The following is a 22172-nucleotide window of genomic DNA, read 5'->3' as shown; positions in this document are numbered from 1 at the left end:
GCCGGCCGGCAGAGTTGCCCGCAATCCGCCGATCTAACGGGAAACGGAATCCAGGAATTGCCGCATCACTTCCGCCGCTTCCTGGTGCCGCTCGAACACCGCGTAATGCCCTGCCTTCGCGATCACCCTCATCGCGCTTCCGCGAATGTGCCGCTGCATCATCTCAGCCTCAACCGGACCCGTCAGCGAGTCTTCATTGCCGGTCACCAGCAGGGTGGGAACATCGATCGTTGCCAGCGTGGGCACCGAATCCGGACGCTCCGCCATCCCGCGCTGCACCGCCGCCACTCCCGCCGCGCTCATCTTCATCATCATCGCGCGCGCGGTTTCCACCAGGTCGGGACGATTGGCGCGCGTGCTTTCCCCCAGCAGCTTCGGAATCATGCTGTCAATGAACGGCTCGACGCCCCGCTTTTCCGCATCTTCCGCGGATCGGAGCCTGGTAGCGCGCGCTTCCGCATTGTCCGCGCCTGCCTTGGTGTTGCACAGAACGAGCGCCGAAACCCGCTCGCGATATCGCCGCCAGAATTCGAACAGGATGTAACCGCCGATGGACTCGCCGGCAAAGACCGCTTTGCCAATGCCGGCATCGTCAAGCACCCGCGCGATGTCGGCGGCATGTTTTTCCATCGTCGCCGGACCTTCGCCGGCGGAAGATTCGCCGTGCCCGCGCAGGTCCGGCAAGATTAGCCGGTAGCGCGATTCCAGCCGTCTCGCGGCCGGAATCCACACCCCTCGATGGGCGGGAAATGGATGCAGCAGGACCACGTCCGGTCCGTGGCCCCTTACTTCATAAACAATTTCTGTGTCGGAGCTGCGCACGCGCATGGATATCGCTTCCGATGTGCGGCCGGTCAGGCCGATGCTGAGCACGCTTCGGCAATTTCGCGATCGTTCAACCTTGTTGCTGCACGACCGACGATCCAGCCGGCAAAATCGTAACTGTTTCCGGCTTCTCCGGCACGATGATCCACGCCACAATGTATCCGATCAACCAGAACGGCAGCATCAGGATGCCGGCCACCAGCCACACCAGGCGGATCAGCGTCACGTCGAGATCGAAATAATCTGCCAAGCCGGCGCACACTCCGGCAATCTTCCTTCCCTGCCGCGGACGCATCAGCTTTCGCCGCAGCACTACCCCCGCGACCAGCTTGCCGCAGTACGAGCAGACATTGGCATCGTCGGGGATCACTTTGCCGCAGTAGTTGCAGTACATGTTCTTTCCTCCAACATCCATGGGCCTGCTATTAGATACGTCGTCGCGCGGCCGGATGTTCCGCGCATCCCGACGTGCAGTTCCTTCCTACTGTTCCCGATACGGCTGCTTGATTCTTTTTCGCGCCAGTTCCGCCCGGTCCGAGCTTCCCGCCACCGCAATGGCGGCCTGGTAGCGCTGTACCGCCTGCTCGCGATCGTGCAAGGCGTCGTACATCTCGCCGGCGGCCAGCTCCGCTCGTTGCTTCAAATCCGGGTCCGCTGCCTTGTACTGCTGCACCGCGTCGTAGGCTACCGCTGCGCCGCTGAAGTCGTGCTGCCCCCGCAGCGCCTCCCCCATCTGGTAGTACGCCATCTCCATTCGCGACTCGGCAAACATGTGCGCCTTACTGTCGTCCAGCAGCTTGCGATAGGCCGCCACTGCCTCCACGCCATGCCCGCTTGCGTTCATCAGGTTGGCGTTCTCCAGCCGGAACAGGAAGTTTCGTGGAAACGCCGCTTCCAGGCCGCCTACAAGCTTCAGCGCCTCCGGATACCTCTGCTCTCGGCGCAAGAACAGCGATAGAGCGATCCTGGCGTCCACCGACGTCTCTCCCCCGCCCTCCCCGGCGTCGTACAGGTATTCGATTCCTTTCTTCTTGCTGCCGCTCAAGCCGACGATTGACGCTGCCGCCTTGATCGCGAAATTGATGCTGCCCATTACGTAGTTGTGAATGCCGACCACCATCTTCGCGTCGGTGAATTTCGGATCCAGCTCCAATACACGCTCGTGATCCTTCCTGGCGCCGACCGCGCCGCGCAGCGCCGCGAACCACGCCTTTTCCACCAGCCCGGTGTAGGTTGACTTCATCGCCCGCGTTACCCCGCGGGCATACAAAGCTTCTACATCGTTTGCATTGGTTTTCAGCCGTGTCTCTTCGATCTGGAATGCCCGATCGATCAGCCCCTTGATCTCCGCCTGCCGCTTGGCATCGACGGGAAACTGCTTGCTGGTCAGGAAGCTGTTCTTGGAGTACAGCTCGGTGTCGAGCGCCCCAATCCGGAACAACTCGCGAAACAGCACAGCGGACAACAGGTGGTTCACGGAATTGAAGTCGTCGGGATGGGCCTTGAGGGCGAGTTCGAACTCATGCACCGCCGCGTCATACTCCAGGTTATAGAGGTGCTCAAAGCCGCTGCGTGTATTGGCGTCGTCGGGCCGGAATTTCAGGTTGGAGATGCCGGAAGGCGCATTCCCGGCCTGCGCCGCGCACGCCGTTATTAACATACTAATAACGATCTTGGATAACGTGCCCGGAAGATCATGAGCGTCATTACGGCGCCAATAAGGTCTCATACAGGTGGCCTTTCCGCAGTTTACCTGATGTGGCGAACTGACCAAAGCAGGTACAAACGTTCATCGAGAGAGGCGCCACCTGAACTATGCAGAATGCGAACAAGCCCTTCAAACAGACCTATTCCGAAACCGAAGCCGCGCTCATGCTCGGCATCTCCGTCTACCGGCTGCGTATTCTGCTTGACGAGCACGTCTTCAACGACGGCACCTTCCGCCCTCCCGATCTGATTCTGCAGGCTTCCGATCTTGTCCTCATCCGTTTCTGGCACCGCGGCACCCCCAACCCTAAGGTCCTGCGCATGCCGAAACGTCACGTTTAGCTGACACTCGTAAAGCTTGCGACGCGAAGTTGCGAGTTCCGGGATGACTGCAAACTTTGCTGCTGCCGTCGAGCAGCAACCCGCAATTCGGGAACAGGCTACCCGCGTCGCGTAATTTCTCCCTAAGCCGAGCTCCTCTCCCGCTGTACTCCTGGACATAACCGATTGATAAACAAAGGGGTTGCTGAATCCCAACTTTGGTGCCTCACTTGCCCTCGCATTATCAAGGGGATGGAGGGTGTGATGTCAGAAGCAGTGCACAACGCACAGCAGGAATACTGGCAACCGCCGGCGCAACCCCGGTCGGTCGAGCCATCTGCGTTGCGGGGACAGCTTACCTGTGAGCAGTGCGGTACCGAGTTCATTATGGGGTCGCGCTTTTGCCACGTCTGCGGCGCGGAGCGTGAGCCGCTGGTCGGCGCCAATTCCGGCGCTTGGGGCCAATTCATGGATTTCACGCGCATCCGCGAGGGTCTAGGCCTCACCACCGGTTCCTTGATTGCTTTTATCGCAGGCATCGGCTGCATCATTGCTGCGATTGCCACCGGCATCATGTTCACCGCCGCCACGGTGCTGGACTGGCAGGCTGTCCAGATCTGGCGCATCGAGTGGCTGCTGGCCGCCGCCGCCGCTTTTCTTGCCGGCATGCTGCTGAAGAAAGCCGACAGCCGCTAATACATCCTCCTCCTGTGAATTGCCTGGGGGCACGGTTCGCCGTGCCCCCTTTTTGCGTCTGAGGCGCGGCCACCAACCAGAATTGGCCGGCTACCCTGCCCGCGCACTTACCAGGGCAAATGTGATACCCCGGATGCTCATTGCAGCAACCCCGGACAGCAGCCACACTGCTAACTCCCACGTTAAGCGCGGGAAGTAGACCGGGCTTCTGGCACGACGTTTGCCCCAATATCCGGGAGAACCCTGTTGGGGTTGGAGGTGCTACATTGCTTTGGACAATTTTCGTGATCCTGCTGATCGCATGGCTGCTCGGATTGGTTGGCGTATATCAGATCGGCAGCCTGGTGTGGCTGCTATTCGTGGCGGCCATCATTGCGCTGGTCGTGCAACTAGCTACCGGGCGCAGAACCGTACTCTGACGCCGGGCGCAAAGCCCGCCCCGTGTCGCTTCCAACAAGCAGCGGCACGGGATTTGTTTTGCTTGAATCGCACCTTCGGTCAGACTCCGGGTAGGGCTTCAATCGTTTTTGGGACGTCCTGGCGCGCCGGGAAGCCCGCTTCGCCGCTTGAGCCCTTGGCCTGAGCTCTTGGGCGCGCAGCTTCGCTTTGGTAAACTACACCGGCGATCGATCATCGTGTCCGAGCGGGGTTGGTATATCGGTCGTGCCCAGGCTTCCCAAGCCTGTGAAACGGGTTCAACTCCCGTACCCCGCTCCAGATTAAAAGCACTTTCGCTGCGGCCGTCCAATCAAGACTGGCATTAGCTGCCAGGCCGGTGCGTTAGGGATTTACCGTAACCGAATATGTCTGGTGCATCCACTGCGTGCCGCCGTCGATGGTGCCGCTTCCAACTAGCCACAGATCATAGGTGAACTGCCCGGCAGCACTGGGTTGGAAGGTCATTAACCCCGTGTTCCTGTCGATTGTTACTCCAGACCATTGGTAAACACTCCAGTAGTACGGGAGCATTCCGCCGGTGGCTGTCGCCTGGTAGGTGGTGGTCTGACCGACCGTGAGGGTCTGGGGAGGCACCGCCGTGAGCTGCAGCGGCGGAACGACGTGCCAGGTGAATTGCTGCGAAACCACCTGTTGCGGTGAAGCCTGGTCGGAGACCTGGATACTAAACGAGTAGTCACCCGCGACGGTGGTTCCGCCGTTGATGAGGCCGGTCCACGGATTGCCGGAGAGGCTCTGGAAAAGCAAACCGGGCGGAAGCTGTCCAGAAGTGATGGAGCCGGTGAGCGTGCCGGTCCCGCCCGTGGCGCGAATGCTGTAGTAAATGCTCGTGTTTGCGGCGAAGTCAGGAAGCGACGCGAGGTTTTGAAACTGTATCGGCAGGAATGCGCCGCTCACGTTGATGGAATAGGACATGTCGGGACGGGCGTCGCCGCGCCAATCGAACACGTGGGCGAAGATATCAACCTTTGTATCAGACGTTCGCGGGACCAGGTACTCAAGCTGCGAGTTCTGATTGACTCCCGGAGAGATGTCATCATCGATGCACGATGAGTTGAAATTCGTCGTGGTGTTGCCCGGAAGGCGGCAGGCACTGAGGCGCACGCCATTGGCATCGACAAACTCGAGCACAGGATCAAGTGCGCCCGAGTTGAAGCCGCCGAGCGACGCGGCGGTGACGGTGACCTTAACGGTTGCGCCGCCTACCGACGTAATGCGGTAGTAATCCGAGTCCGCCGACAAGCTGCTAGCCGTGGGCGGATCGAACAGGGGGCTGATCGAAGCCGCAAAAGAACCGTTGGTCAGCGTAGTAGCGTGAGAGATCGCATCATTGCGTCCCAAGGCTTGCCCGACGGTCATCGTGTAGGTGGATGACGCGACCTGTCGCGGCGAGGAGGAATCGCTGGCGTTCAGCGTGAACGTGTATGCGCCGGTTGTTGTCGGCGTGCCGCTGATCTCGCCGGTTGAGCCGACCAAGTTTAGCCCGGTCGGAAGCGCCCCGCCGTTCAGGGTCCAGGTGAACGGCGCCGTCCCGCCGGACACGGCCGCGACCCCGTCGAAAGACACGTTCACTGGGATGCGCTGCGGCAGTGACGGCTGCAAAGTGAGCGTGGCGGCCCTGACGTTCACCGTCATCTGCCCCTGCACGGTTTGCGGCGGCGTGCTGGAATCCTGCACTTGGACGGTGAACGTGTATGCGCCCAGTTGGGTAGGCGTGCCCGACACCGTTCCATACTGCGGCTGCAAACTAAGGCCGGGTGGCAAGCTGCCCGATACCACGAACCAGGCCAGGTTGCCGGTACCGCCCGTATACGGCACGTAGGAAGAGTACGGCTGGCTCAAGTGAGCGTCGGGAAGAGTGGACGAATCGATGTGCAAGCGCGGCAGGATCAGCATGGAGTAAGACTGCTGCGCCGCCTGCGCGGGAGAAGACGAGTCTGTCACGACGACGGAAAGCGTGTAGTTCCCCTGACCGGGAGTGCCGCTGATCAGACCTGTAGTCGCGTCGATGGACAGTCCAGCCGGAAAGTACGCCCCAAAAGACCAGTGGTACGGGGGCGTGCCGTTCGCAGCACTGACGGTCTGGCTATACGGCTCGTAAGCGTAAGCGGTGTGGAGCTGCCCAGTAGCGACTGCCAATTTGTCGTCCACCGTGATGGAAACATTGCTGGTGGCGGTCTGCGGCGGGATGGAACTATCTACCGTTTGTACCGTGAACGCGTAAATTCCCGTTTGCGTGGGCATGCCGACCAAGTCCGCTTCCGATGATGTCACGTTCGTCAGCGATAAGCCGGGCGGCACCTGCCCGTTGGCCACGGACCACGTCATATTTCCGTTGGCGCCGCCGGCATAAAACGCGGCTTTGTACGGCACGCCGGTATGTCCGCCCGGCACGGGAATTGGAATGGTGGTGATCGACAACGCCCAGCGGAAGGTCATGCGGATCGTCTTCATCGCGACCTGCTGCGGGCTGGCGGAGTCGGTGACTTTGAATGTGACGTCGCCGAACACGGCACTACTCACTGTGCCTGTAATGCTGCCGGTGTTCGCATCCAGAGACAATCCGCCGGGGAAAAACGATCCCGGAGAGAGCGACCACGTAAGTCGCCCGTTGCCACCGTTTACGGCTATGCTCGCCGAATACGACTTCCCCGTGAGTCCATCCGGGAGGGAGGTGGTGGTAATGCTCAGCGCACCGCCCGTTCCCGAGACACCCAGGGATGTCGGCGGGGCGCTGGAACCAGACGAAGAACCGGATGTGCCGCTACCACCGCCACATGCGACGGTCAGGAGCAATGCGCCGGTTATTAGGACAGGCACCGCCCCGGCCTTCACACCCGCACCTCTTTCCGCGGCATCCTCAGCGGATCGGTGGTTTGCCACAACCAGGAAACGGCACCGTCCTCGAACTGGTCGAAGCGCGCGGGCGTCCCGTTCAGAATAAAGTTCGTGTTGGCGACGTTTTGTCCCGCGACGACGGTGATGGTGTCGAAGCCGGCCGGAAGATCGAACGCCGATTCTGATACGTTCCAGAATTCAGGCGGGCCCGGGCTGCCGATGGGCGGATCAAGCGGACCAACCCGCGATCCCGACTGGAAGGTGGGTCGGACCGACTCAACTTCCACGGTGTAGGTTCCGGGCGGCACGGGAATCTCGAAATACCCGACCAGTTGCGGGTTGCGCGAGCCGTTACGGTCGCCATCGCTGTTGTCGCCGGTAATCGGTTGGCCGGGGTTGCCGGTGAACAGGAACCCGCTGACAACCGACACGGCGATGCGAAGCGATTCGTTGGCAGGCGTGTTCGGATCATCGATGCGGCGGGCGATGACGTTTACGCCTTGTGCGGCTGTTTTGCCATCGCTGAAATACACGATACCGCTGATGGTTCCGTATGAACTGGCAAAGCTGCCGTTGGGATAGAGCTTCGATATCCACGCCTGATCATCCGGAGACAAAATTGGCAGTCCAGCATCGGTGCGCGCCTGACAGTAGGCGACGGGGAACATGAGAGGCAATCCGGCGAGTCCGTCGGTCGAACAGGGGAGCTGCGTGTCGAGAACGGAGGCGTTAATCTGGGAGTGATCTAGCCCCGCGAAATGGCCCAGCTCGTGCGTGATCGCCTCGTCGAACTGGTGGGATGTTAGTTCGTAATTCGTGCCCTGGCTGACACCATCCTGGAATTCTCCGTTCAGGAGCGCGAAGCCGGACGCGATATGGCCGGTGGCGCTGTCGAGCTTGCAAGGCGCCGCGAACCCGATAATGTCGGGCGGCAGGCCCAAGTCGCGGACGATGCTGCCGTCGGCGTCGAAAACAATCGGGTTCTGCGTCCCCGCCTTGCAGTCGCCGTAGACGGAATTGAAGTCGTCGGTGGTCACGACGTCGCCGCCGCGGAAACTTCCGGTCGCCAGAATGGGGCCCGCGTACTGAAACTGGATCGACGTGGTCGGCACGTTCTGCCAGATAGCGAACATGCTCTGCACGCGGGCCAAGCCGGCGGTGTTGTCGATGGTGACCGCACCTCCAAAAAGCTTCGCGAGAGGGCCCGTGTCCACCCGGTACTGGATCGGCATCGCTGCGACATCCCAGGTAAACGGCTTGCCGTCAGTTCCGAATTTCGGTCCCCCAACCGCGAGGGGCCCACCGGCAGAGGCCTGGGAAACCAGAATCAACAGTGATAAAAAGCAGTACAGCTGTCGGAGGTTCATTGCGACCTCCGCGACAAGGCGCGCACCGCCTGCTTCAGATCGGTGAGCGGGACCGGGCCGGCAGCTTTGTTGGCCAGCGCCAGCGCTGCCGCGGGAAGCGCTGCACCGCGTCGTTGCGCAGCTTTGGGCAACGTTTTGAACAGGCCGATGTTGTTGTCTGCGTTCACGGCAGTCACGTTCCCGGCGGAATCGCGTTGAATCACGAACCGGCCCTGTTGCAGGCCGGCGGGACTGGTGAGCCCGTAGCGCGACGGGGGCCTCAAGAACAACATGAGCTCCTGGCGTTTTCTGTATCCCCCACCGTCATGGATGGAGCGGACATCCCAGATGAACTGACGGAAAGCGAACTCGCGCGGAACATCGCCCTTCAGGACGTCGTCGATCTGCATCGAGACCACAACCGTCTGCAGGTTGTGAAGCTGGGGATGGGGCTCGACCCGGACGCCAACGACATAGCCATGAACAATGAACGCCGCTTCGTCGGTCAACTCGTCTAGCGTACGGCGGTGGGCAGTGGACACGGTCTGTGCCGAGACGAGTGCGGTGGCCACCAAGACAAGGACAAAGACAATTTCTATCCTGCGAAGCCTCATCGACAATCAACCCTAAAAACACGTTAGCATTGCCGTCCGCCGTCACTGCGGCCAATTCGGGAAAACTTGAGAAGCCTGTTCCAAATCGGGAATTTACTCCGCTGCGGCGCATCAACCCAGGCTATGGGACGGTCCCCCGCTCCAGATTCAATACCCACCGGCGGCAGCACGATGACTAACACCAAGGTGCAAGTTGACCCTGGCACCTCGGTTATTGTCCCCGGAGCGCTGGGCTATTGTCCCCGGAACCTTGGTCGCGTCATCATAGGGCAACCCAGATTCAAGCTGGTACCTGAGTCAGTTGACAGTGAGGTTATCTCGATGTCCAGCCGTGCAGAGCCTCGCCATTTGGTTCGCTTGCGAATCAAGGTTGCGGGAACTGATGAACGCGGCAACCGGTTTGCGCAAACCGCGTTCACGCATGACGTCAGTGTGCGCGGAGCCCGTATTTCGCAGGTGCCGCCTTTGCTCTACCCCGCCGCCGTCGTCATCGTGGAATACCGTGGAAGAAGATCGCCGTTTCGCGTGGTTTGGGTCGGCGGCTTTGCCCAGAATGAAGTTGGCTTGCTGAGTTTGGAACCCAGTCGCCGCATCTGGGGTACGCCCCTGCCAGGACAGCGCTGTACCGGCACGGTTCCTCCTGTCGCTACCCGCCTCGACTTGAGGGTTGGCGCCAACACGGTCATGGCAGACCAGCCAGGCCGCTCTGCTACTCTGCAAGCCGTGTTGCCGGAAAAAGCAAAGCGCGTCGGGTATTTCTGCAAGGATTCTGAATGTCGCAAGACGCACGCCTTTCACCTGATCCCCGATGACACCGTGGTGTGGGATATCTGGCCGCAGAAGATGGAATGTCCGGTAAGCAAGCAACGCTACGAATATTGGAAGACTGACGTCAGGCCCGCCGGATATGTGTGAAGAATTTCTCCGCCCTGCGCCCGCTAAGCCGTGTCGTCGCTACGGCCTCCAACACCATGTAGCTGGTTGGCTCGTTCCTGGTGGCGAGTTATCGGAGATTGCCACTGGCCACTCACCACTAGCCACTGATTTAGCGAGGCGTCAGGTTCCGGGGTCGTCACTGTACTCCGAAACGTAACTGCGTTCCTCTTGCCTGCAACTGCGGGATTTTCTCCTCGTCCCCACGGCTCACCCTTTTGACTATTGCTTTCGGGGAATTTACATCTTCCGGTAGTTGCAACATCATCTCGCAAGTTGGTTTGCGGACCTCCCCCTTGATTTCCTAGCAGTGGTCTTTTGAGTCGAGGGCGGAGACACGCTCATGAACGCCGAATACGAGTACGACGATTGGGAAGCTGAAAACGCAGAATGGGTCTGGGTTCCTGTCGAAAACAAGCGCGCGCCAGGCTGGGCATGGAAAGGGCTGGCGCTTGGAGCGGTCCTGCTGATTGGAGTCTGTGTTGCTCTGACTTTGGCGGTGCGCTGAAACGCTGTTCCGCAGTACGGTCCCTACCTTTAACTTACCTCTAACGTTCCTGTACCCCGCTCCAGGCGACAGAAGCCGGGCAAAGGCCCGGCTTTTCCCGCTACCAGATGCCCTTGTCGCTGCCGGTGATTTTGAACGCCAATGCGGCCACGGAAGCGAGCGGCGGCAGCAGCGACAGGCGTAAGGTCGCGGGAACGTCGCCGCGCAGTGCGGTGCGGGTCACCTGCCGCGTGTACAGCTTGGCGCCGTGAGGGATCACGGGCAGCCGGATAAAGCAATCGCGCACGAACAGCGCGTTGCCGCCGAACAGCGCCGCGTCGCGCACCGAGCGCGGCAATTCGAGCGCCACTCCGCGGTACCTACCGGCATAATCACAAACCAGGCGAAGATAGGTCGCCACTCCGGACCAGATGCCGCCCAGCTCGGCGGCGGTCCGCAGTTCATCAAAATTCACCGAAGCCGCGTCCAGCAGCGCCGCCGTGTTCAGAATGTCGGAGAGCCGGAAATAAAAATGCCGGTACATGCGCTGCAGCGTGGCGACGATAATGCGCTCCTCCGGCGCCGGCACCGGAAATGTCTGCCCCGACACGGTGCGATACACGCGTCGCGAAACAAAGCGTTCGGCCAGCGCCGTGTGCTCGCCCGTCTGCCCCAGGCGCCGGCAGTGGATCTCCACCGACTCGGGCAGTCCGGGCACGGTGAAATTCCATTTTTGCGCCAGCCGGTCGCCCCAGCTTCGCGGCTCAACCTGCGCTTTAAGTTTCGAGCGCATGATGCGGACAACATTGTGCTCGGATGCGGTGGTGTACAGGTCGAGATCGCTGCCGAGATCGGGCCAGTGGTCCAGCGATTTGATCACCGTGGTAGCGCAGCCGCCGGTATTCAGCTGCTGGCAAACGCTATCGAGAAACGGCAGCGCGTGGTCGATGCGCTCGCGCTCACGCGTGGTCACCTCGCCGGCCCAGGTGACGACGTCGGGCTGCGCGGCCAGGGCGGCGTCCTGTTGCAGGCGGGCAAAAGCGCGGACCACCACGTGATGCGACTGCGCCGTCTGCAGCAGCTCATCGCGTTGCGCGGCATTCAGGCCGGCAACAAACGCCACCGGGTCGATTGTGGTTGAGGGCTGCGGATGGCGGCCAAGGGTTAGAAGCGAGAGAACGTGAACGTAATCGCGATCCAGAACATGGGAAGACACTAGGGCCTCGGGAAACAATGGCTTGATGGCCGGCGGCCATTCTATATGAGTTGGATGTGAGCTGCAGGCGCTGAGGTTGGGCAGCCAGGGGGTGGAGTTTCAAAATGCCTGGGCCCGCGCCGGCCTTCGCGAGCCCAGGACAGACGATTCAGTTCTTCGGCGTCTCCGCCGGAGCTTCCGCCGAAGTTTGCGCCACTGCCTGAGTGGGCTTGGTTTCGGTCGCTTGAACGATCTTGACCGTTTTCGCCATCGCGACCAGCCGGCGGAGGACCTGGTCGGGATTGACTTCCCTCGACAATCCGTTCTCATTGCTGCTCTTCACCCCGAGCTCCAGTTCATAGCAGGCGCTGTTGGCGAAGGCCACGTACTGCCGCAGCTTGCTGGCTTGACCATGGCCGCCGCTATCGGTTTCCATCCAGCGGAAGTCCACGTCGTTGATGGTATCGGTTTCGACCTTGCCATCCTTGCCCGGACTGAGCACCGCGTAGCATTGATCCTCCGTCAGGTTTTGGTTCAGGCTGAGAGTGAAATACCCGCTCTGGTAGTCGGTGTCGGCATAAAATCCCTTCGGGATTTCGACCCGCGCCAGCGTGATCTGGCCGTCGTGCCCATCCGATGCGGGGCGCTGCGATGGATCACCGGTGGCCAGGGCTTTTGCATTCATGAACGAGTACTGCCACGGGTACTCGAACGACACGCCGTAGTCGCGGCTCTTGTACAACAACAGCTTGAACGCAGATGGCTTCACGGTTGTCTTCTTGGCGACCACCACCGCAGCCGGTTGCGGCACGACCGGCTCGCTGGTTTGAAGCACCGCCGGACGCACGATGGGTGCGGCAGGCGCCGATGCGGTTCTGACCGGTTGCTTTGAGCACGCGACCGTGGTCATCACGGGCACGAGAATACCGAGCAAAATCATGGTGCAGGTTGCGGGTGCGATGCGGGTGCTGTTCATAACGGCCTCCTTGTGGCCGCTGCTGGGAGTGCAAGGCTGGCGCCAACCGCTTCCGCGTTGATTTTCCGACGGTTGCCGGCTTCGCCCGCGGCGTGAGCGTGTGCGCCCTGACACGGCTGTGGCCCGGCAGACACGTCGCGGAACGGCGCGGCGAAACCGGCGGCTTGCCTCTATAATCGTCGGTCGCACAAGGACACCCATGGCCTATCACGATTTGCGCGACTGGATTGCGGCACTGGAACGCGCCGGAGAATTGAAACGGGTGCGCGCTGCCGTGGACCCGGTGCTGGAGATTACCGAGATAACCGACCGCGTCAGCAAGAGCGCGTCCGGCGCCGGGCGCTCCGCGTCGAAGGCGGGCGGGCCGGCGCTTCTGTTTGAGAATGTGAAAGGCCATCCCGGCGCGAAGGTGCTGATCAACCAGTTCGGGTCGGCGCGACGGATGAACCTGGCGCTGGGCGTGGAATCGCTCGATGAAATTGCCGAGCGGCTGCGCATGTTCATGGACGTCAAGTCGCCGCAGGGGCTGCTCGACAAAATCAAAATGCTGCCCATGCTCGCCGATCTGGGCAAGTTCTTTCCCAAGACCGTGCCCACCGGCCCCTGCAAGGACGTGGTCAAGAAAGACAAGTTTTCCCTGCTGGATTTTCCCATCCCGCAATGTTGGCCGAAAGACGCCGGCCGCTTCATTACCCTGCCCTGCGTCATCAGCCGTGATCCCCGCACCGGAAAACGCAACGTCGGCATGTATCGCATGCAGGTGTACGACGAGCGCACCACGGGCATGCACTGGCAGCGCCAGAAGGTCGGGGCCGAACACTATCGTGAAGCGCTGCGAGCCGCGGCTGCTGGTGGAGCGCGCTCGCCCTCGAGCACGGCCGAGAACGACCCCGCCAGCGCGGTCGACATCATGGCCAGGACCTCCGGCGGTGCGCGCGTGCCCGAGGGCGAGAGGCCCAAGGGCAGGATGGATGTCGCGGTGGCAATCGGCACCGATCCCACCCTCACCTTTGCCGCGATTGTGCCGGCACCCCCCGACGTCGAGGAATTTATGATCGCCGGTTTCCTGCGGCAGAAGCCAGTGGAGCTGGTGAAATGCGAAACGGTTGACCTGGAAGTGCCGGCCACCGCCGAAATTGTTCTCGAAGGCTACGTCAACCTGGACGAGCTGCGGACCGAGGGGCCCTTTGGAGATCACACCGGGTTCTACTCGCTCGAGGATTCCTACCCCGTCTTCCACGTTACCTGCGTCACCCATCGCAAAGACCCGATCTATGCAACCACAATCGTCGGCAAGCCTCCCATGGAGGACGCCTGGATGGGCAAAGCGGTGGAGCGTATCTTCTTGCCGCTGATGAAGCTCACCATTCCAGAGCTGGTGGACGTGAACCTGCCGATTGAAGGCGTGTTTCACAACTTAATGATCGTTTCCATCCGCAAGTCCTATCCTGGGCAGGCGCGCAAGGTCATGAACGCGATCTGGTCGCTGGGACAGGCAATGTTCACCAAGTGCATTGTCGTGGTCGATGAAGATTGCGATGTGCAGGACTTGCGCGAGGTCGTGCTGCGCGCCTTCAACAATATCGATCCCGAACGCGACATCCAGTTCACCCTGGGGCCGGTCGATTCCCTGGACCACGCCTCGCGGCTGCCCGACTTCGGCTCCAAGATGGGCGTCGATGCCACCCGCAAGTGGCCCAGTGAGGGCTTTGCCCGGCCATGGCCGGATGAGATCACGATGGACGCCGCCACCAAGGAAAAAGTGGATCGCATGTGGAAGAGCCTGGGGATCGACTGAATGACGAATGCAGAACGCGCAGAATGAAGAATTCAGAATCCGGTCCTTTTTGCGCCGGCATTCTGCATTCTTCATTCTGCATTATTCCTTCCATCATTCTGGACCCTTCGTTCGAGAGCTGTTCCGCACTTCCCTGCATCCAATTCTCCCCTCATCAGCATCGTTGTTACTAAAACATTTTGGGGGAACCACTATGCCGTGGAAGACAACGTTAGATCGGGCGGAAGAGGACAAGCGCGAGGGCAAGTCGCCCAGCACGCAGGCAGGCGAGTTCGTGCGCGAGGAGATGGAGCACGTCCGTAGCGGCAAGCACGGCGCGCGCAACACCAAGCAGGCAATCGCGATTGGGCTCTCCAAGGCGCGGCGCGCGGGCGTGGACCTGAAGCCGCCGCAATCAGGCCAGGCAAGCGAGAAAACGCGCAAGTCGGCGGAGAGCGCCTATCGCAAGGGCCAGAGCGGGCGGAAAACGGTGTCGCGCAAACGGTCGCGGGCGACGGAAGGCGCCCTAAAGCGCGAAGGACATTCGGCTGCTTCGCGGAAAAACCTCAGCCGGCAAGCCAAGTCCGCCGCCAACAAGCGCTCGGCAGCTTCGCGCAGCCGTTCCGCAAAAAAGGCGGCACGCACCCGTCAACGGGAGAGGAAAGCGGCATAATCGGCGGTTCTGCGGCTCCTGTCGCGGGGCGACGTTGGTGAAGGCTGCCCCTCAGCAGTTCGCAACCATGCCTCGCCGGCCGCGCGACGCGCGCGTGACCTGCGAAGCGTGCGCCGTGGCGTGGGTCAGGTCGTACAGCGTGGTGTGTTCCAGGAATTCAAGGTAGCCGTCGCGAACCTTTGCCCAGTGCGCGTGCGCTGCGCAGGAATTGTCGTCACGGCACTTGTGATCGCCGCGAAGGAGGCATTGCGGCCACTGGGACGGACCTTCGAACAGGCTTACCACGTCGATCAGGTGGATGGCGTCGGCGGGGCGGAGCAGCATGTATCCGCCTCCAGCGCCCCGCGTTGCCAGCACCAGCCCGGCATTGCGCAGGGAAAGCATGATCTTCGCCAGGTAGTGCTGGGGCACTCCCGCGGATTTTGCCAACTCGCGGCCCAGGAGGGCATCACCGCGCGAGAGCTGCGCCAGTTGCGCCAGGGCGCGCAGTGCATACTCGGAAGTCGCTGAAAGCATTGTCGACCTCTTGATGTCAATGTCCTCTTCTACGCTCCCGCGTACGGTCGCGATGTGACCGCTGTCACGGTCGGAAGTGACAACCGTCGATTCCGGAAGCGCCGGGCCACCCGGTACATCCAACAGATGTGACCGCGCAAGAAATCCTGCTCCACCATGGGCACCGGCCGTGGCCGCTGCCCCGGCGGCCGTGGATCATGCGCCAGCAATGGAATTGGCTGTTGTTCGCGCATTGGGCGTTGCCGCCGGAAGCGCTGCGTCCGCTGGTTCCGGGCGAACTTGCGCTCGATATCTTCGAGGGCCGCTGCTGGGTGGCGGTGACACCGTTTCATCTGTCCGGCCTGCGTCCCCCAGGCCTCAGCTTCGGCGGCCTTTCTTTCCCCGAACTCAACGTGCGCACTTATGTAACCCTCGACGGCAAGCCGGGCGTCTACTTCTTCAGCCTCGATGCCGGATCCGTCATGGCGGTATTCGGGGCTCGGACCATCTACGCTCTTCCCTACTTTTATGCGCGCATGAAGATTGAGCACGACGGCGATGCGGTGCGCTACCAATGCCGGCGCTCGCACTTAGGGAACGTTGCGGAGTTCCAGGCCCACTATCGCCCGGTATCGCCGCCGCGCACCTCGATGCCGGGAACGCTGGAGCATTTCCTCAGCGAGCGCTATTGCCTGTATGCGGTGGAAGCCGGACGAATGTATCGAGCCCAGATTCACCATCTGCCATGGCCTTTACAGGGCGCCGAGGCGGAAATTTCCCGCAACACGATGGCCGCGGCGGCAGGAATAAGACTGCCGGACAGCACTCCGCTTCTGCACTTCGCCCGCGCCCTGGAAGTGCTGGTGTGGGCGCCGGAGAGGCTGAAGTAACTGTCTGCATCGGGATCGTCCCCTTCGGCCAACCATGAAAATGGTTGACGCGATGCCCTGATCGAGGGGGATTCGTGCTGAAGCCCCGCGCCGATTTACTTTGCAAATTGCCGGTTCAAAAATTACAAATGCTCTATGGCTCGTTCGCCCAGTTTCTGTGCAGTAATCCTCGCTGCGGGTGAGTCCACCCGGATGGGACGCGACAAGGCGCTGCTGCCGTGGCGCGGCTCCACCTTCCTGGGCGGCGCGATGGATGTGCTTTCACCGGTCACCGAGATGGTCATCGTGGTCGCCGGAAAGAACGCGCCTCAACTCGAGCCGCTGGTGGATGCCGCGGGAGCGTACCTGGTTGTTAATCGCGAACCGGAGCGCGGCCAGTTCAGCTCTCTTCGCCTGGGATTGCAGGCCGTACTCAACTACGGTCGCGATGCGGCGATCGTCGCCCTGGTCGATCGCCCGCCCGCAGCCCCGGCAACCGTCGCAACCTTGAAGCAACGATTTCGAGATCGCGTCGGCGATGGCGTCTGGGCGGTGGTTCCGCGCCATGGCGACCGTAATGGACATCCTTTCATCGTCGGACGCGAGATGATCCACGCATTTCTCTCCGCGCCGCAGACGGCGACCGCGCGCGAGGTCGAGCACGCCCACCAGCAGCACATCGAATACGTACCCGTCGACGATCCTCTGGTAGTCTTGAATGTCGATACTCCTGACGACTACCGGCGGATCACCAGCGGATGAGCACTCCAAAATCCAGTCAGCCAGCTTCCCTGCCGGCCTGCGCCGAGGAGTTCATTGCGTCCGTGCTTCGGTTGGAGCCGCAAATCGCTGTCTTCGACTGCGATGGCACCCTCTGGCGCGACAATTCCGGCGAATTGTTCTTTTACTGGGAGATGGATCGCGGGCTGGTGGATGCCGCCGTCCGTCAATGGGCGCGGGCGCGCTACGACGACTACCTGGCCGGTCGCGTCGGCGAAGAACAGATGTGCGGCGAGATGGTCACCATCAACCAGGGCGTTGCCTGTGCAGTGCTGGACCGCGCCGCAAACGAGTTTTTCCCCACCCACATCGCGCCGGGGATCTTTCCTGAAATGCTGGAGCTCACGCGACGCCTGAGCAAATCCGGCTGCCAGCTGTGGGCCATCTCTTCCACCGCCGACTGGGTAATCCGGCCGGGAGCGGAGCTCTTTGGAATTCCCTTCGAGCGCGTCATCGCCGCCTGCGTCGATAATGAAAACGGCAGTTGCACCGGCCGCCTGGTCCGTGTTCCCACTGACGAGCTGAAAGCCTCCGCCATCCACGAACTGCTGCCGCGCACGCCCGATGCCGTCTTCGGCAATTCCCTGCACGATCTTGCCATGCTGGAGTTAGGACACCATGCCTTCGCCGTGAATCCCAATCCTGAGCTGGAACAAGAGGCACGCCGGCGCGGCTGGACCGTCTATCACCCGGGCAGCTGACGGGCGCGAGAAGAGTGTTGCGGCGGAATTGATTCCGCCGACTGAGACGACCATCCCGGTAGCCCCAGCCGCCGAACTGCCGGCCACCAGCTACAATTCCTCCATGTACTCTCCCCAGGTGTTGGACCACTTCGAGCATCCCCGCAACGTCGGCGAACTCGCCGATGCCAATGCTGTCGCGCAATTGGAAAATCCTGCGTGCGGCGACGTGCTGAAGCTGTGGTTGCGGGTAGAAGAAACTCGCATCGTGGGAGCCAGCTTTCGCGCCAAGGGATGCGTCCCCGCGATCGCCTGCGGGTCGGCATTAACGGAGATGATTTCCGGCCTCACGCTGAGCCAGGCGCGCGCCGTGCGCCGCATCCAGTTGGTCCTGAAGCTGGGAGGACTGCCCACCGCGTCGTTGCACGCCAGCCATCTCGCCATCGACGTGTTGGGAAAAGCCCTGAGCCAGATTCCGGGCCGGCAGTGACTCCTGGCCCCTAGCCCCTATAATGCTTCCGTGGGGTTCTCCTACTTTCATTACGCCAAGACCGTATTCCGTCCCGCCGGGTTGGAATCGGTGTTTCTCTTTGTCACCTCGACCTGCAACTCGCTTTGCCGCACTTGCTTTTACTGGGACGAACTCAACCAGGGACGCGATCTGACCTTCACGCAGTTGGAAACCCTCAGCCGCACCGCGCCCAAGTTTCACAAGCTCTGGATTTCCGGCGGCGAGCCTTTCATGCGCAAGGAACTGGCGGAGATCATCGAGCTGTTCTACGTCAACAACGGCGTGCGGCACGTCAACCTGCCGACCAACGGCCTGCTGCCGGCCAAGGTTGATACCGTCATCTCTGCCTTGCTCGAGCGCTGCCCCGAACTGGTGATCGACCTGAATTTCTCGCTCGATGGCCTCGCCAACACCCACGATGCCATTCGCGGCGTGCCCAATAATTTTCAGAAGACACTCGCCACCATGGACTTCGCGGCGCAAAAATGGCACGGCGTCCGGCGACTGCGCCGCAACGTGGTCACCTGCGTGACCTCGGAAAATTATCGCGAGCTGGTCGAGCTTGGCCTGAAGATGATGCGTGAGAGCGACAGCGACGGCCATTACTTCGAGATCATCCGCGGCAACCCCATGGATGCCTCCCTCAAGCGCCTGCCGCGCGAGCAGCTGGTGGCCCTGCACCGGAAGCTGATGTGGTTCCATGAACGCTATGCCGATCGCCTGTTCGCGCACCTGCCCGCGGTGCCGCGCGCGCTGGCCCGGGCCTACTACCTGGGAAACATAAAGTTTCACTTCGACATTCACCAGCAAAACCATTACAGCAACAAGGCTTGGCCCATGGCCTGCACTGCCGGCCAGAGCACCGTCGTGATCGACCACGACGGCCACTTCCGCGCCTGCGAGCTGCGTCCCAAGCTCGGCCGCCTGCAGGATTTCGATTTCAACTTATCCGCCGCGCTGGGCTCATCGCAGATGCAGGAAGAGGTCAAAGCAATTCCTGGCGCCAAGTGCTGGTGCACTCATTCCTGCTGGATTCATTCCTCGTCGAAATTCAGCCCCCAGGTATTGTTGTTCCATATTCCGTGGGCGTACTTGAAATCGCGCTGGGAACGGCTGCCGCAAACCGAGGTCGCGGAAATGGAACAGTTCCTGGTGAGCGATGCACCGCTGTCCGTTGGCAGCTCGTAGCTGGTCGCTGGCAGCTCGAGCGTCAGTCTGCCCGGCTACCATTTGCGAGCTACTCAATGATCCATGACTTCGCATACGCCATGCCGCATCGTCTCGCTCCAACCCAGCGCGACGGTGATCATCGACTGCTTGGGTCTTCTCGACCGGGTTGTCGCCTGCACCCGCTACTGCGCCGATGTCTGCCCCGACGCCGCAACCGGCCGCATCATCGTGGCCGATTCCTGGACCGCGCAGTCGGCCGAGATCCTGGCCGCCAAGCCGGATCTGGTGATCGCATCCGTTCCCTACCAGGAAAAAGCCGTCATCGAAATCCTGAAAGCGGGTGTGCGCTTTCTAGGGTTCGCGCCCCGCACCCTGGTCGATATCTACGGCGACATTGGCGCCATTGCCGGCATACTCGGCGCGCCCGAGCGTGGCGCGGAGGTCATCGCCAGGATGCAGGCCGACATCTCGGCCATTGCCTCGCAGGCAAGCGGAACGCGTCTGCGAGTCTATTGTGAAGAATGGGGCAAGCCGTTGATCCACTCGCAGCCCTGGGTGGCGGAACTGGTGCAGGCCGCCGGGGGCGAGTTCATTGGCGCACCCGGCAAGCAGACAACTCCGCAGCAGGTCGCGGAAGCGCAGCCCGATGTGATCGTCGCCGCCTGGTGCGGCGCCGGCGACCGTGTCCCGCTGGAAAAAATCGTACGCGAACGTCATTGGCAGGAGCTGCCCGCCGTCCGCCATGGACGCGTGTTCTGCATCCGCGACGAACTGCTCAATACTCCCGCGCCCACCCTGGTCGGCGGCCTGCGCGCGCTGGCGCATGCCATCAATCCAAGATTGTTTTCAAACGCCGATGGGATTCGGCCCCTAGCCACTAACTACTAGCCACTAGCCACTGCTTTCCGCTTTAATAACGGTATGAGTCCTACCGCCAAACCGACTGACGTGGTGCGGGAAGTGGATGAGGCGGCACGCTCGGCACCCAGCGCAGACGCGCTCATGAAATCCATCTGCGAGCGGCTGCACCAGCGCATGCTCAAGTACAACTGGGTCGGCTTCTACATGATCCATGAAGATGGTGGCGAGCGCGTGTTGCAACTGGGGCGCTTCGTCGGCAGCATGACGCCGCACACCCGCATTCAACTCAACCAGGGCATCTGCGGCGCCGCCGCCTCCACCGGCAAGACGGTGGTGGTGGACGATGTCAACAGCGATCCCCGCTATCTCGCCTGCTCGCTCGAAACCAAGTCGGAGATCGTCGCGCCCATATTCGTGCGTGGTCAAGTGGTGGGCGAGATCGACATTGACAGCCACTTCCCCGCCGCCTTCAACGCCGACGATCGCAAGCTCGTGGAGCATTGCGCCGCGCTGGTCGGACGCGCGCTTGAGACCCACGGATGAGTCGCACCGTCACCGGCCACACGGGTCGCGGCAGTCCGATCAAACGCGTTGCCGCCGCCTTCATCCTGCAGCACGACAAAATTCTCGTCTGCCAGCGCACACGCCATCAACCCTTTCCTTTGAAATGGGAGTTCCCCGGCGGCAAGATCGAGCCGGGAGAGCAACCGCGGGACGCGCTGCGCCGCGAACTGGAAGAAGAACTCGGTATCGATGCCCGCATCGGTGACGAGGTCCGCCGCATTCAGCACACCTACTCGCGAGGCGGGACCGTCGAGCTGCGCTTTTTCCTGGTGCAGGAATATGACGGCGAAATCGAGAATCGCATCTTCAAGGACGTGCGCTGGGTCTCCCGCCAGGAACTTCCCGACTACGATTTCCTGGAAGCCGACGCCGGGCTGGTGCAGGAAATCGCCGCAGGCGCAATTCTCTAGCATTCTGCAATCGGTTTGACACGCAATGAAAGACAGAAAAAAGGCCAGCCTCGCGGCCGGCCTAAGTTGTAACTACAACCTTCCAGAAGATGTTCTCTAGAAGATAAACTTGCCCCCGATCTCCAACCGTCGACGGCTGAGACCGTTTTCGATTGAAGCTGCAACGCCATTCCCGTTGGTGTTGCGCACCGTCGATCCCAGGGTGGGGGTGGAAGTGAGACCCGTGATGCTGGCCAGCGAGTTGCCCGGGATGCCCAGGTACTGATGGTTCATGACGTTAAACGCCGTGGCTCGCAATTGAAAAGACATCCGCTCGTTGATCTTGGTGTTCTTCGACATTGCGAAGTTCATGGCGTGGATCGGCTGGCCATTCAGCGAATTCCGTGCCATCCCCCCGAACGGGGTGCCTAACACCTTCGCCGCCAGGGAATTGTTGACGATCCAGTGCACACTGGAGTTGCTCACCGGGCTCGTGCAAACTCCACTGGTGGTGCTGCACGACGATGCGTTGAACAGCGCGGTAGCTCCACCGACAGGCGTGTAGTAGACGCCCACGGTGTTCAACGGTGCCGCCGGATTCGACAGGATCGGCCGGCAGGCATCGGTGCTGGTGCTGAAGTAGCCTGAAGGATCGCACAGGCTGGGCAGCTGTGCTACGCCGCCCGTCGGGGTCGTGTTTGCGTTTCCAAAAGCGATTGCTTGGGTTTCCAGTTCGTTGTACGGCTGGCCGGTCGAGTACCGATAGGACAGGTCCGGCTGCCAACCGCCCAGAATTTTGCCCAGGAATCCATGCTCGCCCCTGAAGAACGGCATTTCATACACCATCGTAAGACCGACGGTGTGGCGATAGTCGTAGTTGCTGTTGGCGCGCTCCCCACGTGAGACGTCAAACGGATTCTGTGGAGCCGACAACAAGCCGGCCGCGGTCGTGCTGAACACTTCGCTGGCGTTGTCGATGTTGTGGGCCCAGGTATACGACAGCGTTCCG

The 22172-nt window shown here is 61.4% G+C and carries 25 protein-coding genes and 1 tRNA gene; 16 read left to right on the top strand and 10 right to left on the bottom strand.

Annotated features, from left to right (window positions below):
- Positions 1-33 precede the first annotated feature (33 nt).
- From VFI82_07430 to VFI82_07420, 3 genes are all read right to left on the bottom strand, one after another.
- A complete protein-coding gene (locus VFI82_07430; GenBank protein HET7184500.1) occupies positions 34-873 on the bottom strand; it encodes an alpha/beta fold hydrolase in 840 nt (279 codons plus the stop codon).
- Positions 874-895: 22 nt separating this feature from the next.
- Positions 896-1219 (bottom strand): PspC domain-containing protein, encoded by a 324-nt coding sequence (locus VFI82_07425; protein HET7184499.1) that lies wholly within the window; start codon positions 1217-1219, stop codon positions 896-898.
- An 87-nt stretch (positions 1220-1306) separates the two neighbouring features.
- A complete protein-coding gene (locus VFI82_07420) occupies positions 1307-2485 on the bottom strand; it encodes a hypothetical protein (protein HET7184498.1) in 1179 nt (392 codons plus the stop codon).
- 155 nt (positions 2486-2640) lie between these two features.
- Between VFI82_07420 and VFI82_07415 the strand changes: the two genes are divergently transcribed.
- The 4 genes from VFI82_07415 to VFI82_07400 all read left to right on the top strand — a co-directional run bounded on the left by VFI82_07415 (position 2641) and on the right by VFI82_07400 (position 4266).
- Positions 2641-2874 (top strand): hypothetical protein, encoded by a 234-nt coding sequence (locus VFI82_07415; protein HET7184497.1) that lies wholly within the window; start codon positions 2641-2643, stop codon positions 2872-2874.
- Positions 2875-3117: 243 nt separating this feature from the next.
- The gene (locus VFI82_07410) at positions 3118-3549 is read left to right on the top strand and encodes a hypothetical protein (protein HET7184496.1); all 432 of its coding nucleotides are present in this window, start codon (positions 3118-3120) and stop codon (positions 3547-3549) included.
- 266 nt (positions 3550-3815) lie between these two features.
- The gene (locus VFI82_07405; GenBank protein HET7184495.1) at positions 3816-3968 is read left to right on the top strand and encodes a lmo0937 family membrane protein; all 153 of its coding nucleotides are present in this window, start codon (positions 3816-3818) and stop codon (positions 3966-3968) included.
- Between the two features lie 224 nt (positions 3969-4192).
- Positions 4193-4266: transfer RNA gene (locus VFI82_07400), tRNA-Gly, on the top strand.
- Between the two features lie 63 nt (positions 4267-4329).
- On the opposite strand, the gene VFI82_07395 is transcribed toward VFI82_07400, so the two are convergent.
- Genes VFI82_07395 through VFI82_07385 form a run of 3 tightly spaced genes read right to left on the bottom strand, consistent with a single transcriptional unit; the run spans position 4330 to position 8803 of the window.
- Entirely contained in the window at positions 4330-6825 is a 2496-nt protein-coding gene (locus VFI82_07395) for an Ig domain-containing protein (GenBank protein HET7184494.1), read from the bottom strand.
- 11 nt (positions 6826-6836) lie between these two features.
- On the bottom strand, positions 6837-8210 hold the full coding sequence (locus VFI82_07390; GenBank protein HET7184493.1) for a hypothetical protein: 1374 nt from the start codon (positions 8208-8210) through the stop codon (positions 6837-6839).
- Positions 8207-8803, bottom strand: a complete 597-nt coding sequence (locus VFI82_07385) for a hypothetical protein (GenBank protein HET7184492.1) — start codon at positions 8801-8803, stop codon at positions 8207-8209. The genes VFI82_07390 and VFI82_07385 overlap by 4 nt, the downstream gene beginning before the upstream one ends.
- Before the next feature lie 321 nt (positions 8804-9124).
- Here VFI82_07385 and VFI82_07380 point away from each other — a divergent pair, with 321 nt between their 5' ends.
- Positions 9125-9718 (top strand): hypothetical protein, encoded by a 594-nt coding sequence (locus VFI82_07380; protein HET7184491.1) that lies wholly within the window; start codon positions 9125-9127, stop codon positions 9716-9718.
- A gap of 361 nt (positions 9719-10079) precedes the next feature.
- Positions 10080-10244 carry a hypothetical protein gene (locus tag VFI82_07375; GenBank protein ID HET7184490.1) on the top strand — a complete coding sequence of 55 codons (165 nt, stop codon included), beginning with the start codon at positions 10080-10082 and terminating at the stop codon, positions 10242-10244.
- A gap of 100 nt (positions 10245-10344) precedes the next feature.
- Here the strand turns inward: VFI82_07375 and VFI82_07370 are convergent, their stop codons facing one another.
- Both VFI82_07370 and VFI82_07365 read right to left on the bottom strand, forming a co-directional pair.
- Positions 10345-11439, bottom strand: a complete 1095-nt coding sequence (locus tag VFI82_07370) for a hypothetical protein (GenBank protein ID HET7184489.1) — start codon at positions 11437-11439, stop codon at positions 10345-10347.
- Between the two features lie 148 nt (positions 11440-11587).
- Entirely contained in the window at positions 11588-12394 is an 807-nt protein-coding gene (locus VFI82_07365; protein ID HET7184488.1) for a hypothetical protein, read from the bottom strand.
- A gap of 199 nt (positions 12395-12593) precedes the next feature.
- Here VFI82_07365 and VFI82_07360 point away from each other — a divergent pair, with 199 nt between their 5' ends.
- Both VFI82_07360 and VFI82_07355 read left to right on the top strand, forming a co-directional pair.
- Positions 12594-14192: a UbiD family decarboxylase gene (locus tag VFI82_07360; GenBank protein ID HET7184487.1), complete on the top strand. Its 1599-nt coding sequence runs from the start codon at positions 12594-12596 to the stop codon at positions 14190-14192.
- 193 nt (positions 14193-14385) lie between these two features.
- A complete protein-coding gene (locus VFI82_07355) occupies positions 14386-14844 on the top strand; it encodes a DUF6496 domain-containing protein (protein HET7184486.1) in 459 nt (152 codons plus the stop codon).
- A gap of 51 nt (positions 14845-14895) precedes the next feature.
- Here the strand turns inward: VFI82_07355 and VFI82_07350 are convergent, their stop codons facing one another.
- On the bottom strand, positions 14896-15360 hold the full coding sequence (locus VFI82_07350; GenBank protein ID HET7184485.1) for an Rrf2 family transcriptional regulator: 465 nt from the start codon (positions 15358-15360) through the stop codon (positions 14896-14898).
- 128 nt (positions 15361-15488) lie between these two features.
- Here VFI82_07350 and VFI82_07345 point away from each other — a divergent pair, with 128 nt between their 5' ends.
- The 8 genes from VFI82_07345 to VFI82_07310 all read left to right on the top strand — a co-directional run bounded on the left by VFI82_07345 (position 15489) and on the right by VFI82_07310 (position 21184).
- Positions 15489-16229 (top strand): DUF2071 domain-containing protein, encoded by a 741-nt coding sequence (locus VFI82_07345; GenBank protein ID HET7184484.1) that lies wholly within the window; start codon positions 15489-15491, stop codon positions 16227-16229.
- A 135-nt stretch (positions 16230-16364) separates the two neighbouring features.
- Entirely contained in the window at positions 16365-16970 is a 606-nt protein-coding gene (locus tag VFI82_07340; GenBank protein HET7184483.1) for a nucleotidyltransferase family protein, read from the top strand.
- Positions 16967-17689 (top strand): haloacid dehalogenase-like hydrolase, encoded by a 723-nt coding sequence (locus VFI82_07335; protein ID HET7184482.1) that lies wholly within the window; start codon positions 16967-16969, stop codon positions 17687-17689. The genes VFI82_07340 and VFI82_07335 overlap by 4 nt, the downstream gene beginning before the upstream one ends.
- Positions 17690-17717: 28 nt before the next feature.
- The gene (locus tag VFI82_07330; protein HET7184481.1) at positions 17718-18158 is read left to right on the top strand and encodes an iron-sulfur cluster assembly scaffold protein; all 441 of its coding nucleotides are present in this window, start codon (positions 17718-17720) and stop codon (positions 18156-18158) included.
- Between the two features lie 30 nt (positions 18159-18188).
- Positions 18189-19367: a radical SAM protein gene (locus VFI82_07325; GenBank protein ID HET7184480.1), complete on the top strand. Its 1179-nt coding sequence runs from the start codon at positions 18189-18191 to the stop codon at positions 19365-19367.
- A gap of 63 nt (positions 19368-19430) precedes the next feature.
- A complete protein-coding gene (locus tag VFI82_07320; protein HET7184479.1) occupies positions 19431-20237 on the top strand; it encodes an ABC transporter substrate-binding protein in 807 nt (268 codons plus the stop codon).
- 33 nt (positions 20238-20270) lie between these two features.
- Positions 20271-20753, top strand: a complete 483-nt coding sequence (locus tag VFI82_07315) for a GAF domain-containing protein (protein ID HET7184478.1) — start codon at positions 20271-20273, stop codon at positions 20751-20753.
- Positions 20750-21184 (top strand): (deoxy)nucleoside triphosphate pyrophosphohydrolase, encoded by a 435-nt coding sequence (locus tag VFI82_07310; GenBank protein ID HET7184477.1) that lies wholly within the window; start codon positions 20750-20752, stop codon positions 21182-21184. The genes VFI82_07315 and VFI82_07310 overlap by 4 nt, the downstream gene beginning before the upstream one ends.
- Positions 21185-21280: 96 nt before the next feature.
- Here the strand turns inward: VFI82_07310 and VFI82_07305 are convergent.
- A partial coding sequence (locus VFI82_07305) for a hypothetical protein (protein HET7184476.1) occupies positions 21281-22172 on the bottom strand: 892 nt, incomplete at its 5' end.

This window comes from Terriglobales bacterium (genome assembly GCA_035691485.1).
GTDB lineage: Bacteria > Acidobacteriota > Terriglobia > Terriglobales > Acidobacteriaceae > JAIQGF01.
Note: the sequence above shows the minus strand (reverse complement) of the source record. Positions and strands in the feature narration are given on the sequence as shown.